Below are 15,610 nucleotides of genomic sequence, written 5' to 3' on the forward strand. Positions count from 1 at the left end.
GATAGAGGGGGTTAATGGATTTATCGTTATACAATTCACGAATGTTATTGCGAATGGGCTTAGGGAAGACTTTGAGAGAGGTCTCTTTAAAACAAGTACGTGAATTTGCAACACAATGGCATTCTGTTTTTACGTGAAGGACATGATTCCATTAAAGAACGTGATAAACAAAAGCGTTAAGCGGAGAATTCATAAGATATCGATTTTATTGTCAAACGCATTTAAAGCAATATTTTTTAATAATAAAAATTACCTATTATTTTAGATTTTGTTTATTGTGTCTGGAATAAGATCACTTTTCTTATAACGAATAGCTCCCCAAACAGAATACTCCAAAATATAACATTATTGTGTTGCAAGTTTATGTACTTGTTTTAAAGGAACATTTCTCAGTGTGCGCTTGAGTCTATTTCATAAGATTGCTTGTGAAATGGTATAAAGTATCTCTTATGAATGGTATAAAATCTACACTACCGTTATTAATAAAGGTATAAGTATTTACTAAAGCTATAAGCCGGCATTATCATTCTATTTTCCAGCTTCTCATGTTGCTGACAATCTTTTCACTTGAAAGTGTAGAGGTATTTTTATTGCTTATCTTAAGAGTTTTTATGCATATACCAATATCTCTTATGACGTACAACAAGCGCTTTTGATTGATTCATCATAAATATAAAGAAAATTTGCAATAAGCAAATTACATCTTATCTTTTGTTTAAGATATAAAATAACAAATTATGATTATAAATCAAAATATTAAAATGTATATTAAAAGATATTTTTGTAAAAATATTTATCAGAATTATATGTCGTATTTTTCTATTTTAGCGGTTAAAAGAAAGAGGAATGTCATTTTGCTTTTCATCTGTTTTTTTGCATATTGAAATTATAGCCTTATATAGGCACTAACGTTGTGCATTTATAAACTCTTCAAGCAGTTAAGGTATTGGAGGAATATCATTTTAGTTTCTAAATGTAGAAAAAATAGCAAAGCTTGCTTTAAAGCAAGCTACAACAGTAAAAAAGTTTTATAATAAAACCTCTCTTATTTTTTCAATGTTTTTCTTTTAAACGGAGTGTATCTATAATTTGCAACACAATTTATAATTGTTAGCTTATTCTGTTGTACCATAAAAGACCGACATTTGAGGTGTGGTGATATAAGGTATGTAAGCCTTTTTGACACAGTATTCTGAAAGCACGTGGTGAATATTTAGGGTAAGCCTTGTATAAGTGAATCACATAAGTTGTTATCAAGGGGAATGAGCTCAATAAAAATCTAGATTGTTTACAGATCAGATTGGGTAGAGTCTTTGTCCTTTAAAATTTGTGTGGAGAAAAAAATTATCAGTGCAGGGATAAACACGGATAAAGGTTGTATTAATCCAGATTCATCATCATCCGCGATAATTTTTTCAAACTTTTATGCTTTCTCTTTCAGGATTCACAACACTTATGAATGTTTCAATACTTATTTGAGGAAGGGAAGGGGTTTTTGAAATTTCATGGTTAAAGTCAATTGCATTCAACAAAATAGCGAGTAAAGTTTTCATCTAAATCCAAGAAGTTTATTTTCAATAAACCATAAATTCTTTGCCAACTTTGATTAAAGTAATGCTTTTTCTTGATAACAAGTCTTTTTTTATAAATGGAGCATTACCTTCTATCCATTTTTTATTTCAAATCTTATTTAAGGATCTAGAAATTAGGGGGTATGTTTTTTGAACTGGATATTATGAAGTTTTTTATAAAACCCATGTTCTTTTGCTAGCAATTCTTTTTGAGTACCTTGTTCAATCAGTTGTCCATTTTGTATGACCACAATTTTGTGAGCACGAGCAATCGTTGAAAGGCGATGAGCAATAATGATCGTTGTGCGTCCTTTAGTAAGGTGGTGAATGGCTTCATTAATTTGTGCTTCGGTGTGTGAATCGAGCGCACTTGTTGCTTCATCAAGAATCAGAATTTCACTATCGTGAATCATTGCTCTAGCGATAGCGAGTCGTTGTTTTTGCCCCCCTGAAAGATTACAGCCATTATCACCTATCTGTGTATCATAACCATTTGGCAAACTCATAATAAAGTCATGAGCATTTGCTGCTTTTGCTGCTTCGATAATTTCGTCATCACTAGCCCCTTCTTTTCCAAGCCCGATATTATATTTAACAGTTCCTTGAAAGAGAAAAGTATCCTGTCCTACATAGGCCATCAGGTTTCTCAGAGAGCGAAATGTTGTGTAGCGAATGTCTTGATCATTAATCAATATGCGTCCTTTTGTGGGGTCATAGAGGCGCATAATAAGGTTGATAAGGGTTGATTTTCCCGAACCGGATGGTCCCACCAATGCTGTCATTTTTCCGGCTTCTATTTCTAGGTTGATGTCTTTCAATATCATTTTGTTATTAGTGTATGCAAAAGAAACATGTTCGAAACGAATAGTTCCTTGCGTTTTATTCAGATCTTTAGCTTCTTTATGTTCTACAACTGTAAGGGGACAATCGAGTATTTCAAACATCGTACGGATATTGACCAAGCCAGATTCAATTTTAACACGTACATTTGCTAGTCTTTTTGCGGGTTCATAAGCTAAAAGTAAAGCAACAATAAAAGACATAAATTCACCTTGAACACCTGCGCGTTGGGTTGCAAGATAACCGGAAAAACAAATAATACCTGCAATGGCAACACCCGTGAGTGTTTCCATAATTGGATTGGTAATAGCTTCGAGTGTTGCAATACTGTTTGTTTGTTTTTCAACATCACAAATGGCTTTGTCCATCCGTTTTTTCATGATTTCTTCTAGTGAAAAGGCCTTGATGATTCGAATACCAACAGCCGTTTCCTGTACGATTTTGATAATTTCACCAAGTGAAAGGAGTTCTTTTTCCATCAAGCTGCGAACGCGTTTTAAAGCCATTCGAACGCCTAAAAAAGCTAGTGGTCCTACGATTAAAGTAATGGAGATTAACACAAAGTTTTGAATGAACATGACAAGCAACAGACCACTAACGGAAAGCAAATCACGTACAAAAGTTGTGATAATAGTATCAATTATATTACGTACGGCTGTCGCGTTATGAGTTACACGAACAAGAAGATCAGATGAAGTGTTATTATGATAAAAAGAGACTCCTTGTTCCATAAGTCGTGCAAAAATTTTACGCTGTTGTTCAGCAATGATACTATTGCCTGCTTTGTTTAGAAAGTAAGTTTGGAAAAAAGTTGCAACTCCTTTGAGAATAAAGATAAAAGCAATGAAGCTAGAAATCAAAACAATCATAGGAAAATTTTGTGCATCAATAATCTGATTAACAACATCCCGCATAATCCATGCACTGGTTGCTGTGGTACAAGAAATGATGATCATTGAGAAGATAGCCGCACTGTACCAACGCATATGTTTACGAAAATTTTCTCGCAAAAGGCGGATAATAAGATGTTTGTCAAAAGAGGAAATTTGTTTTTTAGCCATGAAGAGCTTCTATATTCTCTCATTATTTTATGCAAGATTGAAACACTCTTAATTAAAAAGCCCCTTAATCTTTTTTACAAAAATAGCTTTTTCTTTCAAGGTTCATCACATCAATTTCACGACGGTGAGAGTGAAGAATGTAGTGCAAAGTTTCTGTGAAAGGTATAACGAAAATTCGTTGTTCATCATTATTTTTAGTTTTCAATAAAAGGTACCGGCGAGTTTCTCTATTGTATTTACCAATTTCCATATTGTGATAGTCTTTGGCACTTGAAATGGTTCACAAAAAACATTTCTGCTTTTTTAATAATTTTATGTATCATCTCCATTTGTGATGTGTAAGCAAACAATTTTGCCGCATTGCATGATAAGAGAGATTGAAATAAGAAGACCTTACAATGTTTGAGCTTTCTCATTAATATGCAAAATAACGAATTCTTCTTATAAATTGATAAAGCATTATTAAACTCTTAAAAGGATTTATACACATTTATAAAACCTTAAAAGCACCACAAAAATTCTATGTGGTGCTTCTAAATAATACTATACACATCATTTTGATGCGTTGCATGCGAATATTATTCCAATGCAAAACTATTTAGGTGCTATCACCATCATCATTTGCCGGCCTTCAAGCTTTGGCTCCAATTCGATTTTGGCAATTTCACTTGTATCTTCTTTTACACGCTGAAGAAGCTTTAATCCAAGATCTTGGTGAGCCATCTCACGACCACGAAAACGCAAAGTAATCTTTACTTTATCACCATGATCAATAAAGCGATGAACAGCCTTGAGTTTAACTCCATAATCATGGACATCAACATTTGGGCGCATCTTAATCTCTTTGATTTCGATGACTTTTTGCTTCTTACGTGTTTCAGCAGCTTTTTTTTGGGTTTGATATTTTAATTTTCCCAAATCGATGATTTTACATACAGGTGGCTCCGCATTTGGTACAATTTCAACCAAATCAAGTCCCGCATCTGCAGCCATAGCAAGAGCTTCTTGTATCGCAACAACTCCCTGATGTTGTCCCTCATCATTGATAAGCTGAACATGAGGTACCCGAATATCCTGATTTGAACGTGGTCCGTCTTTTTGGGTAGGTGTCATTTTAAACGGTTTACGAATGGTTTATGCTCCTTAAATTTTGATTCAACTACAGTTAATTTAATATACAATTATGTACCTAAAAACAACTATAATTCGTGTTATTTTCATTATTTGATTTATTACTTTTTGGAATGATTTAGATTATAAAAGTTTTTCTCTTAATTTAAAGAAATTGTTTTATAGAGGATAAAAAATCATGGATCAAAATATTCCTTGTCAGTTTTTTTCATTTGAGAACACCGCACTTGCAGTACGCTATCGCAAGGGGCGCCAATCTCCAGGTTTGGTTTGGCTTCCTGGCTATCAATCCGATATGTTAGGAAGTAAGGCAACGTTAGTTGATCAGTTTGCTCAGAAGAATGATTTGTCTTGTTTACGTTTTGATTATTCTGGACATGGAGAATCTGAAGGTGATTTTTTTCAAGGAACAATTTCGCGTTGGGTTAAGGAAAGTTTAGCGACTTTTGAAACCTATTGTGAGGGTCCACAAATTTTGATTGGTTCCTCTATGGGGGGGTGGATTGCGCTAAGGCTTGCAATGATGCTAGCACAGAAAAATAAGAAGCTTGCTGGCATGATATTGATTGCTCCAGCACCTGATTTTACACAAACATTGGTGGAACCAAAATTAGGCCCAGAAGAATGGAAGATTTTGGAGGAGAAAGGCTATATTGAACGACCTGCAGTTGATGATACAGAGCCAATGCCCTTTACAAAAACATTGATTGAAGATGGGCGCGAAAATTGTGTTATGAAAGGATGCATTGATGTTGGATGTCCAGTCCATATTCTACAAGGGATGGAAGATGAAGATATCCCCTATCAGCATACATTGACTTTACTTGATCATTTACCTCTCCATGATGTAACATTGACACTTGTTCGTGATGCGGATCATCGCTTTTCTCGTCCACAAGATTTAGATTGCCTTGAAACAGTATTGAGATCTTTTATTAATCAGATTAATGCAAAGTAAGGGGTACATTTATTGATGAAGATAAAAATATATGAGCATTTCTAAACAGCATTTTATTTTTTCTGAGCGCTCTGTACCTGTACGGGTGCGGGAAAATAAGTATGCGCGCCGTCTTACCTTACGTATTGATGCCAGAAGTCAGGAGATTTGTGTAACAACACCACCAGCAATAAATCTCTATGCGGTTGAAAATTTTATTGAAAAGCATCGATCTTGGATTGAGGCACGTCTTGCTCATGTACAAATCTCTCATAAAAATGCTTATCTCAAAGAGGGGGCGACAATTCCCTTATTGGGTGTTTCTCATACCATAAAGCATAGAGAGGGACGTGGGGTAACAGAAATCATTACAGCAGATGCGGAGCAAGGGCCTGAAATTATTGTTTATGGTCAATTAGAATATCTCCCAAGACGCATTGCTGACGTTTTGAAAAAACAAGCGGCGCTTATTATAACGCCTTTGGTGGCACATTATGCTCATCAGGTAGAGCGTAAAGTCAAATCCATTTGTTATAAAGATACGAGAAGTCGTTGGGGCTCTTGTTCAATCGATAAGCGTCTTTCTTTTTCTTGGCGCCTTATTATGGCACCAAAAGAAGTTGTTGAGTATGTTGTTGCCCATGAAGTTGCTCATCTTGTTGAAATGAATCATGGGCCAAGATTTTGGGCTCTTTGTGAAGAGCTATGTCCTGATAGTAAAACATATCGTGCTTGGTTGAAAGAAAATGCTCCTAGACTGCATGCAATTAATTTTGATTCATATAATTTAGAGGCGTAAAAAACTTTCAAATGAAGGCAATATTTAACGGAACTTTTTGTTGAGTGTTTTGTTGAGTGTGTGCTTGCTCATGTATAATGAGGAAGCCATTGAAGCTCTCAGCACGATTGTTCTCCCCTGCTTGGTTTGCTGAGTGTCTTCAATGTTTTGCTTTATCTTTTTTGTAATTCAGCGTAATAACCCTAAGTTCCGATGACTTATAAAAAATGGGAAGGTTTTTTATGTCTGTTCTTACAGATCCACTTCAGCTATTACAGGCACTTATTCGTTGTCCTTCTGTTACACCTCATGAAGCAGGGGCTTTATCAACTTTGGAACAATTTTTGAAAAAAATGGGATTTCACGTCGATCGCCCTGTTTTTACGGATAAAAATACAGATAATGTTGAAAATCTTTATGCAAAAATGGGGAGTGAAGGACCCCATCTTATGTTTGCGGGTCATACGGATGTCGTACCGCCAGGTGCATTGGAAGATTGGACTTACCCACCTTTTGAAGCTGTTATAGATCAGGGGAAATTATATGGGCGGGGTGCTGTTGATATGAAGGGTGGTATCGCTTGTTTTATTGCGGCTCTAGCGCGAGTTCTTGAGAAACGACCCATTAAAGGAAGGGTAAGCCTTTTAATTACTGGTGACGAAGAGGGGCCTGCTGTTAATGGTACGGTAAAACTTCTCAAATGGGCAGAAAAAAAAGGCGAAAAATGGACTGCGGCTCTTGTGGGAGAACCAACAAGCGTAAAGACTGTTGGTGATATTATCAAAATTGGTCGCCGCGGATCGATTTCTGGTGTCATTACCGTGAAGGGTCGTCAAGGTCATGTTGCTTTTCCAGAGAGGGCTGCCAATCCCTTGCCTTTGGCAAGTAAGCTTATTCAAGCATTGACACAAATCGTCTTAGATAAAGGGACAGAAAATTTTCAACCCAGTAATTTAGAGCTAACAAGCATCGATACCGGTAATTTAGCGGTCAATGTTATCCCAGCGCAGACAACAGTTCATTTTAATATACGCTACAATGATCTTTGGACAAAAGAAACACTGATGAAGGAAATTGAAAAGCGTCTTGCTTTGGTGCAATCAAAAAACAATGGTGATCAATATCCCTCTTATCAGCTTGAATGGATTCCAAGTTTAGGAGATGTTTTTTTGACCAAAAATGATAAACTCATTCAAACTTTATCCAATGCTATTAAAAGTGTAACAGGGAATATACCAGAATGTTCCACTTCTGGTGGTACTTCAGATGCGCGATTTATTAAGGATTATTGCCCAGTGGTTGAATTTGGCTTACCAGGGCAAACGATGCATATGGTAGATGAGTGTGTAGCCCTTGATGCAATGGAAACACTTACTACTATTTATGAGCGTTTTATTATTGAATTTTTTGCATAAAGAAAAGGTTGCTGGTTCAAAAATACCTTTATCTTGTTGTGCCATAAGATATTGCCATTTATGGTGTGGTGATACGAGACTCGTAAAACTTAATATATTAAGTAGTCTTAGAGTAAGTAATGAATATTCTTAAGTTGGGATTCTTGCCTGTAGAGTCTTTAAGTTAAGTGAATTACATAATTGAAAAGCCAAAAGAGACCTGCTTGAAGAAGCAGAACTGTTTAGACCATATTGGATTGAAAATATTCGTTCTTTAAGGTGTAGAAAGGCGGTGCAATCATATATGGAAAACAATGAATATTATATCATCATTGTGTAGTGACAGGTTGAAGCCATGAAGACACACAAAAACATGCTGCTATTGTAAAAAGTTCGTACAACATAAATGCGCTCATTCACAGCTCATGTTTTAATATGGTTTCTGAGCTCTCACAAAAGGCACTTCTTGTTCCAATTAGACTCTCTTAGAATAAAGACTATAGGAAAAGCGCTTTAAGTTTATTTTATTTCATATATTTTGCTCTGCTTTTTTTGTCCCCAAGAACTTCCGTTGCAATATCATTACGAGATAGAAGGTGAGGTTATTTAATCAGCTTTAATATTGGTTATGATAAAGGTACACAGAAATTCTTTTGTAGCATCACGTTGACTTCTTTAGCCAAGGATTGTCCTAGTATTATTCTCAATTTTTTAATTAAATAACTTTAAAGGACGCGTATAGACACTTATAAGCATATACGCATACAAGTAAGATCATATGAGATTAACATCGTTTCACTCGCTAACAAAGCAATACCGATTCATATTTAGTATATTTGTCATTTGAGTGCATTATTTGTTTAGTAAAGCTCATGATGTTGCTGTTACCTATAAATTAATACCGATCATACGGCCGCGTATCTCAAATAAATATTGGTTCAGTATTTTTTGCGATAACAGCTTTTACATGCCAGAATAGGATAAAAGCATTGTGTATATCTATTTTTTATAATCTCTGAAACAGACATACAAACATAACCTCATTGAGGGAAAATATAAAAGGTATAAAGGTGAAAATCAGCGTGCTTTTTTTACTTTCTTTTTTATTCGGCTTTACGGTTTTCAAAAGTAACTAGAGTAATATCTTTTTAAATAATCAGAGACTGATGCATGGCTTCATGCTTATTTCTCTGGTTCTTTAAATGGTGCCACGATTTCATAAAGAACAATACATTATCGTATTATGCATTCACATACTTGTTTTAAAGAAATTTTCTCAATGTTTGTCACATTTGTGCTACTACGGTGCTTATGAATGTTGTAATATAAAATCTATAATGCCTCCCCATCTTTATGTTTATGAAAAATAAAGTTAGAGCACCATACACTTTCTAGCTCAAAATATTGCAATAGCTTTTAGCACTTAAGAGTGTTCATAAGAGGCCTTTTTACTCCTTTTTTATAGTTTTTATCCACATGCTTCTCCCTTTTTAAGGTGTAAGCAAATGGCGGTAACTAGCTTGCTATAAATAGTTTTGAAATGAGAGAATCTCACGATATTCTAATCTCACCTTTGCTGTGAAAAATGATAATTATGATTAAAATAAGTATGTTGTTATAAAAACTTTAGTTTGCGAGTTGGCTGATGATGTGATCAAGAACAATACGTCCTTTGGTTGTTGCTTTTAAGCGTTGGTTATCCACCATTTCTATCAATTCTTGGTGTTGTAAATCGATCAGTTTTTCCATTGGAATGCGTTTAGGGCTTAAGGTTTCATAGCGTATAAGTTCTAAGCCTTCGCAAAGGCGTAATCCCATAAGGAGCATTTCATTTGCCTGTTGTTCAGTGGTTAAATGTTCCGTTTCAATACAGCCATGTCCTGTTGTTTCTACCAAATTAAGCCACTGTTCGGGATGCTTTTCATTTATTGTGACATAACGTTCGCGGTTTTCAAGGTGTGATGACAATGTTTTTGAACAGAAAGAGGAATGATTCGGTGTATGCTCAATGAAACGTCCATGTGCTCCTGGACCAAAGCCTGCATATTGGTGATAACGCCAATAAAGAAGATTGTGTGCTGATTCGGCACCGGGCATTGCATGGTTTGAGATTTCATAGGCAGGAAGTCCATGTAGTGCCGTTATTTCTTGAGTAAGATGATACAGATCTGCTGCTAGCTCTGATGGGGGAAGGATAAGTCTTCCTGCATCATGAAGCCGTTTAAAGGCGGTTCCTTCTTCGATCGTCAATTGATAAAGAGAAAGATGGTCCGCTGCTAAATCAATTGCTTGTACAAGTTCAGATTTCCATTGTTCAAGGGTTTGTTCGGGGCGGGCATAAATGAGATCAAAAGATAAACGTGGAAAAATTTGCCGTGCTAAAGTAATAGCGCAAAGAGCTTGTTCCACATTATGGAGTCGGCCAAGTTTGCGCAATACTTTATCATTGAGCGCTTGTATCCCTAGAGATAAGCGATTAACACCTGCCGCACGGTATCCACGAAAGCGCTCTGCTTCCACACTGGATGGATTAGCTTCTAATGTAATTTCAACTTTATCATCGACTACCCATTTTTTTGCAAGTGCTTGCAATAGGGCATCGACAGTTTGCGGCTCCATAAGAGAAGGGGTTCCTCCACCAATAAAAATACTTGTAATATGGCGTGGGCCTATTTTGTGGTATTGCGTTTCTATTTCGCGCTTAAAGGCGGTGACAAAACGTGGTTGATCAACACCATGGATGCGAACATGCGAATTAAAGTCACAATAAGGACATTTAGCTGCACAAAAGGGCCAATGAATGTAAATGCCAAAAGGTTCATTCATGAGAATGCTAAAAGGTTTTCTGCCAAAAGTTTGAAAGCACGTGCGCGATGTGAAAGAGGGGGAATATCATTACATTTCCAGTTGTGTTTTTGCTCTGTTGACATTTCTCCAAAGGTATTTTCATATCCATCGGGTAAAAAAATAGGATCAAAACCAAAGCCTTTGTCTCCCCGTGGAGGCCAAATGAACGTTCCTTCAACGCATCCGCGGAAGTAATCTGCATGAGCATCAGGCCATGCAATGCAAATGACGGATATAAAACGGCATTTCCGTTGGTTTTTTTCTCGTGCTCCGACTTTTTGGAGTTCATTTTCTATTTTTTTCATAGCTTTTGGAAAATTACGTGTACCATCGGCTTGAATTGCCCAATCAGCGGTATAAACGCCTGGCGCACCCTCCAATGCATCTACCTCTAAGCCTGAATCATCAGAGAGGGCAGGAAGTCCTGTCTTTTTTGCTGCTGAAAAAGCTTTAATATAAGCATTTTCTTCAAATGTTTTTCCTGTTTCTTTTGGTTCTGGCAAGCCCAGTTCTTTTGCCGATTGTATTATTAAACCGAAAGGCGTAATTAAAGTAGTGATTTCATGCAATTTTCCGGTGTTATGTGTAGCAATGACAAGTTTTTTATCTGCTATGCTTCTCATATAGATTTCTCCAAAAATGAAAGGGGAATTATTTTTGTGCTAAAAATCGGCTTAAATGCTCATACACACATATTCTGCTTGATTTTACATGATATGATTATTTTACATGTTTTATGATATTTTGTTCCAATAAAATTTTTTATCTTGTACGAAGATAACCTTGCAAAGATAGGAAAGACATGTCTTTTTTATGATAGCATTTTATGGTAAACTTCCAATTTTCTGCTTGCTCTAAAGGGTGAAATTTTCTATTTACAGCGGTTTTTAATCAATCTAGATTCTCTTGACAAGTCCCTACAGCAGACCACTTTACAGATCAATTCTTAATCTTAAATATTTCTCACACACTCTAACAAAAATATTTCCTGCGTAATTTATCAAGCATCACTCTGAAAGGTAGCATTTTACAGCTCAATAGGATAATATGTTTTTATACTACTTTAGACTATTTGACCAAACCTTGGCAAAACTTATATAAGAGATGAGGATTTTAAAAGTAGTGAAACAATTGTGATGAAGCACAAAACTATTGATAATGAACTAAAATATCTTGATGAACGTTCGCGTGATATTTTTCGCCATATTGTTGAAGCTTATCTTAATGATGGTGAACCTGTAGGATCACGTAATCTTTCGCGGCTTTTACAACAGACATTATCGCCTGCGACGATTCGCAATGTGATGAGTGATCTTGAACACCTCGGTTTGATTTATGCACCACATGTTTCTGCGGGTCGAATGCCAACACAATCAGGTTTACGCTTTTTTGTTGATGCATTTATGGAAGCGGGTGATTTGCCAAACGAAGAGCGAGAAAATATTGAAATGCAAGTCAAAGAGGCTGGTCATGCACAATCGGTTGAACATTTTCTTGTTCAAGCAAGCCGAGTTCTTTCAGATCTTTCACGTGGGGCAGGGCTTGTTTTAGCAACAAAACAAGAAGGAACATTGAAACATATTGAATTTGTGCGCCTTGATAGGGAGCACGCTCTTGCCGTTTTGGTGACTCAACAAGGTGAAGTTGAAAATCGTATTGTTCATTTACCAGAAGGGGTTACCCATGCACAATTGACGGAAGCAACGAATTTTCTCAATGCCCATATTCAAGGGCGTACATTGAGTGAAGCTAAAGGGGAAATTGCCCGCTTATGCGCAGAAACAAGGGCCGCACTTGATGATTTATCACATCATCTTGTTGAAACGGGATTAGCTCTTTGGGGAGGAGAAGATGCTGATCATAAAATACACCTCATTGTTCGCGGGCGTAGCAATTTACTTGAAGATGTGAAAGCAGAAGAAGATTTAGAACGGTTACGCCATTTGTTTGATGATCTTGAAACGCGCGAGAGTATGGCACAGCTTCTCGATTTAACGGATGAAGGTTCTGGGGTTAGAATTTTTATTGGTTCAGAAAATAAGTTATTTTCACTTTCTGGTTCTTCTTTAGTTGTAGCACCTTATCGAGATTCACAACAAAGAGTCATTGGTGCTTTAGGTGTTATTGGTCCTACACGGCTTAATTATGCAAGGATTGTGCCCATGGTTGATTATACAGCTCAACTTGTGTCACAGTTATTGCGTTAAAACGATGCAAGTAAGTATTTGTACTATAAAAGCTCATTGTATTATATACATCGCTACCCCTTGATTTTTGTCTGTAGAATTTCGATATCGAGAATAACGAATCTTATGAAGGAATAAAATTTTTATGTCTGATGAAAAAAACAAATTTACTGACGCTTCATTTGAAAATTGTGATTTAAAAAATCCAGCTGATCGTAATACACTTAAACAGGCAGCCGATGAATTTTTAAAAACACATAAAACAGAGGAACACGAAGTCGTTGAAACAGAAAGCAATGAGGTTAGTGATCTTTTAGCGTCTTTGCAGGATGAAAATAAAGAACTGAAAGATCAGCTTTTACGTCTTGTTGCAGATATGGAAAATCTTCGACGCCGTACTATGCGAGATGTGGCGGATGCAAGAGCTTATTCCATTGCTAATTTTGCACGGGATATGTTATCGGTTTCTGACAATCTCAATCGTGCTTTGGAAGCTATTCCAGAAGGTGCACGGGAGAGTGATGCTGGTTTGAAATCATTGGCAGAAGGCGTTGAAATGACTGAACGTGCCATGATGGCAGCATTAGAACGTCATGGGGTGCAAAAAATTCATCCAGAGGGGCAAAAATTTGATCCTCACTTTCATCAAGCGATGTTTGAAATTCCCAATGCTGATGTTCCAGATAATACTGTTCAACAAGTGGTTCAGGCAGGTTATATTATCGGGGAAAGGGTACTACGTCCAGCTATAGTGGGTGTAGCTAAAGGAGGAGCAAAAGAAGCTTCTGTTGAAGCTGATTCGGCTTAAAACACATCAATAATAAATCTCCAACATAAAATGCAGTATTCCCTGCAATTACACATATATGAAGTCTTTTCTTAAAGGGTTTTTAAAGGGTGTTATAAACACCCTTTTATCTTTGAAGCGCCCAACTTCCTTTTACAATATAGGGAGCCTTATTTAAGGGAGAGGCCGATAACAATAAAACAAAATGATCAACTTCAAAAGGAGGGACAAAAAAATCATCTTGAAAAGATAGATAAGAAGAAAGATCTTTAAGATTAATATCAAATATTCGTGCAAGAGTGATATGCGGAATAAACAGTCTTTCATCAGGCTTTAACTCTAATTTATTCCGAATATATTGCATCTTTTCATGTAAAAGAGTAAGCTTTTCACAAGGTTCAATGCGAACCACAAGAGAATGAGGAGCATTTTCTGAACCAAAAACTTCAAAACCTTTTATCTGTAGCGTAAAAGAAGGAAGTTCTATAGTGTTAAAGGTATGCATAATTTCATCTGCTAAGGAGCTTTCAACTTCGCCAAAAAAAGATAAGGTGACATGAAAATTTTGCGGGTTGATCCATTGCGCTTTTGGTAAGCCATTTTGCAATGATACGAGGGCTTTTGTTGTTTGTTGAGGAATCTGAAGAGCACTAAATAGACGACCCATGATATTATCTCCTTATAATGAAAGATGCTATCCCAAGCGCAATATAGATAATAAGGGCGGGGCACGTACCACAGAAAACAAGGCAATAGTATAGAAAAAGAATGTCTAAAAAATGCTTACTATAATTATGGTCGTACAAAGCTTATTCGTTTTAAGAAAATGGTTATGATATTGATAAGAATTGCGTTTTCAGGATCTGTATCACAATGATGTGCAATGGAAGATTACTTGTGTATTATAAAGGCTACAAAGTTAGCAGAAAATAAGAAAAGTTGATAGATTTTTGATGTGCGAAATTATTTTGACATTTATCTTTAGCCTAAAATAAAGCATACTTTAATACAAGGTGAAGAGTTCTCTTTTCTGTAAAAATTTAATTATATGATTAAGTCGGGGAATAGCCATAATACGCAAAACTATTCAAATTGGTCAAATAATGTTAGGAAAGGAAGAAAAAAATCGAGCATAACAAAATTACTATAAGCTTTTACATTTATGATAATTATGCCAATCTATAATGGATATGAATATTGGTATAAAAGCGGGAAGAGAAATTAAAATTCAAAATAATGATCGAAAGTTCCTATTTTCTAAGAATTATCATCTTTGTTTATGATGAAAAAGCACTAGTTTTCCTCTCCAAAGTTGTTATTGATGAGCTTTTCAAGAGCATTAAGAGCATCTGTTGCTTCTGGTCCTGAAACACGAATGGTGAGGTTGCAACCGGATGAAGCCGCTAGCATCATAAGTCCCATAATTGATGATCCGCCAACAATTTTCCCGTCCTTTTCAACTTCAACAGTAACATTAAAATTGTCAACAGTTTGTACAAATTTTGCAGAAGCACGTGCATGCAACCCACGTTTATTACAGATATTGAAATGACGACTTATACATGGGAGGGTATCTTTGGAAAACATTGGTATTTTATTATCCGCTATAAAATCATACTTGGTACATTAATATATTTACGCCCTGCTTCTTGTGCTATTCTTAACGCGTCTGATAATGAAATATCAGGACATTTGCGAATAGAAATTAGTTTAATAAGCATGGGCAAATTAACACCCGCAATCATTTCAACGCGTCCTTTTTCAATAGCAGGAATAGCTATATTTGATGGTGTTCCACCGAACACATCTGTTAATATGATGACGCCATGATCCGTATCTGTATCGGTTACTGCGGCTATAATATCACCTCGGCGCTGATCTATATCGTCATCGGGATAAACGCATATTGTTGCGAACTTTTCTTGTACTCCAACAACATGTTCCACGGCATGTAAAAATTCGACAGCCAGCTCACCGTGCGTTACAAGCACGAGTCCAATCATTTACGCAAACTCCTGTTAACTAATAAGACCCAACCATAGTTGGTGGGAAAGACATTGTACAAGGCTTTATCTTGC

General features: G+C 36.2%; 13 protein-coding genes. 6 read left to right on the plus strand and 7 right to left on the minus strand.

Going from position 1 to position 15,610, the window contains the following annotated elements; all coding sequences use genetic code 11:
* Positions 1 to 14: 14 nt before the first annotated feature.
* Positions 15 to 137, plus strand: a complete 123-nt coding sequence (locus ACFINK_RS01865) for a hypothetical protein (RefSeq protein ID WP_375611376.1) — start codon at positions 15 to 17, stop codon at positions 135 to 137.
* A 1,568-nt stretch (positions 138 to 1,705) separates the two neighbouring features.
* Here the strand turns inward: ACFINK_RS01865 and ACFINK_RS01870 are convergent.
* Together ACFINK_RS01870 and infC are read right to left on the minus strand one after the other, a co-directional pair.
* Complete coding sequence (locus ACFINK_RS01870; protein WP_375611377.1) at positions 1,706 to 3,472, minus strand: ABC transporter ATP-binding protein; 1,767 nt, start codon at positions 3,470 to 3,472, stop codon at positions 1,706 to 1,708.
* A gap of 594 nt (positions 3,473 to 4,066) precedes the next feature.
* A complete protein-coding gene (gene infC / locus ACFINK_RS01875; protein WP_026500140.1) occupies positions 4,067 to 4,585 on the minus strand; it encodes a translation initiation factor IF-3 in 519 nt (172 codons plus the stop codon).
* Between the two features lie 196 nt (positions 4,586 to 4,781).
* On the opposite strand from infC, the gene ACFINK_RS01880 reads away from it, so the two are divergent.
* From ACFINK_RS01880 to dapE, 3 genes are all read left to right on the plus strand, one after another.
* Positions 4,782 to 5,561 carry an alpha/beta hydrolase gene (locus ACFINK_RS01880; protein ID WP_375612802.1) on the plus strand — a complete coding sequence of 260 codons (780 nt, stop codon included), beginning with the start codon at positions 4,782 to 4,784 and terminating at the stop codon, positions 5,559 to 5,561.
* Between the two features lie 31 nt (positions 5,562 to 5,592).
* Entirely contained in the window at positions 5,593 to 6,339 is a 747-nt protein-coding gene (locus ACFINK_RS01885) for a M48 family metallopeptidase (protein ID WP_375611379.1), read from the plus strand.
* A gap of 221 nt (positions 6,340 to 6,560) precedes the next feature.
* Positions 6,561 to 7,733 (plus strand): succinyl-diaminopimelate desuccinylase, encoded by a 1,173-nt coding sequence (gene dapE / locus ACFINK_RS01890; protein WP_375611380.1) that lies wholly within the window; start codon positions 6,561 to 6,563, stop codon positions 7,731 to 7,733.
* A 1,605-nt stretch (positions 7,734 to 9,338) separates the two neighbouring features.
* Here the strand turns inward: dapE and hemW are convergent.
* Together hemW and rdgB are read right to left on the minus strand one after the other, a co-directional pair.
* Complete coding sequence (hemW, locus tag ACFINK_RS01895; RefSeq protein ID WP_375638155.1) at positions 9,339 to 10,538, minus strand: radical SAM family heme chaperone HemW; 1,200 nt, start codon at positions 10,536 to 10,538, stop codon at positions 9,339 to 9,341.
* On the minus strand, positions 10,535 to 11,182 hold the full coding sequence (gene rdgB / locus ACFINK_RS01900) for an RdgB/HAM1 family non-canonical purine NTP pyrophosphatase (RefSeq protein ID WP_375606138.1): 648 nt from the start codon (positions 11,180 to 11,182) through the stop codon (positions 10,535 to 10,537). The genes hemW and rdgB overlap by 4 nt, the downstream gene beginning before the upstream one ends.
* A 513-nt stretch (positions 11,183 to 11,695) precedes the next feature.
* Here rdgB and hrcA point away from each other — a divergent pair.
* Entirely contained in the window at positions 11,696 to 12,766 is a 1,071-nt protein-coding gene (hrcA, locus tag ACFINK_RS01905; protein ID WP_273790224.1) for a heat-inducible transcriptional repressor HrcA, read from the plus strand.
* Positions 12,767 to 12,890: 124 nt separating this feature from the next.
* Positions 12,891 to 13,553, plus strand: coding sequence for a nucleotide exchange factor GrpE (grpE, locus tag ACFINK_RS01910; RefSeq protein WP_375611384.1), 663 nt, complete (start codon positions 12,891 to 12,893; stop codon positions 13,551 to 13,553).
* A 106-nt stretch (positions 13,554 to 13,659) separates the two neighbouring features.
* On the opposite strand, the gene thpR is transcribed toward grpE, so the two are convergent.
* The 3 genes from thpR to ACFINK_RS01925 all read right to left on the minus strand — a co-directional run bounded on the left by thpR (position 13,660) and on the right by ACFINK_RS01925 (position 15,535).
* Positions 13,660 to 14,199, minus strand: coding sequence for an RNA 2',3'-cyclic phosphodiesterase (gene thpR / locus ACFINK_RS01915; RefSeq protein WP_375611385.1), 540 nt, complete (start codon positions 14,197 to 14,199; stop codon positions 13,660 to 13,662).
* A 626-nt stretch (positions 14,200 to 14,825) separates the two neighbouring features.
* Complete coding sequence (locus tag ACFINK_RS01920; RefSeq protein WP_012754483.1) at positions 14,826 to 15,119, minus strand: HPr family phosphocarrier protein; 294 nt, start codon at positions 15,117 to 15,119, stop codon at positions 14,826 to 14,828.
* A 17-nt stretch (positions 15,120 to 15,136) separates the two neighbouring features.
* The gene (locus tag ACFINK_RS01925; RefSeq protein WP_375611386.1) at positions 15,137 to 15,535 is read right to left on the minus strand and encodes a PTS sugar transporter subunit IIA; all 399 of its coding nucleotides are present in this window, start codon (positions 15,533 to 15,535) and stop codon (positions 15,137 to 15,139) included.
* Positions 15,536 to 15,610: the final 75 nt, after the last annotated feature.

The sequence above is a fragment of the Bartonella sp. AA16NXGY genome, from assembly GCF_042197325.1.
Classification (GTDB): domain Bacteria; phylum Pseudomonadota; class Alphaproteobacteria; order Rhizobiales; family Rhizobiaceae; genus Bartonella.

Coding starts and splice junctions, on each gene's coding strand:
- thpR (WP_375611385.1), bottom strand. CDS start 14,199: ATGGGTCGTCTATTTAGTGCTCTTCAGATTCCTCAACAAACAACAAAA.
- ACFINK_RS01865 (WP_375611376.1), top strand. CDS start 15: ATGGATTTATCGTTATACAATTCACGAATGTTATTGCGAATGGGCTTA.
- ACFINK_RS01870 (WP_375611377.1), bottom strand. CDS start 3,472: ATGGCTAAAAAACAAATTTCCTCTTTTGACAAACATCTTATTATCCGC.
- rdgB (WP_375606138.1), bottom strand. CDS start 11,182: ATGAGAAGCATAGCAGATAAAAAACTTGTCATTGCTACACATAACACC.
- infC (WP_026500140.1), bottom strand. CDS start 4,585: ATGACACCTACCCAAAAAGACGGACCACGTTCAAATCAGGATATTCGG.
- hrcA (WP_273790224.1), top strand. CDS start 11,696: ATGAAGCACAAAACTATTGATAATGAACTAAAATATCTTGATGAACGT.
- hemW (WP_375638155.1), bottom strand. CDS start 10,538: ATGAATGAACCTTTTGGCATTTACATTCATTGGCCCTTTTGTGCAGCT.
- ACFINK_RS01920 (WP_012754483.1), bottom strand. CDS start 15,119: ATGTTTTCCAAAGATACCCTCCCATGTATAAGTCGTCATTTCAATATC.
- ACFINK_RS01880 (WP_375612802.1), top strand. CDS start 4,782: ATGGATCAAAATATTCCTTGTCAGTTTTTTTCATTTGAGAACACCGCA.
- grpE (WP_375611384.1), top strand. CDS start 12,891: ATGTCTGATGAAAAAAACAAATTTACTGACGCTTCATTTGAAAATTGT.
- ACFINK_RS01885 (WP_375611379.1), top strand. CDS start 5,593: ATGAGCATTTCTAAACAGCATTTTATTTTTTCTGAGCGCTCTGTACCT.
- ACFINK_RS01925 (WP_375611386.1), bottom strand. CDS start 15,535: ATGATTGGACTCGTGCTTGTAACGCACGGTGAGCTGGCTGTCGAATTT.
- dapE (WP_375611380.1), top strand. CDS start 6,561: ATGTCTGTTCTTACAGATCCACTTCAGCTATTACAGGCACTTATTCGT.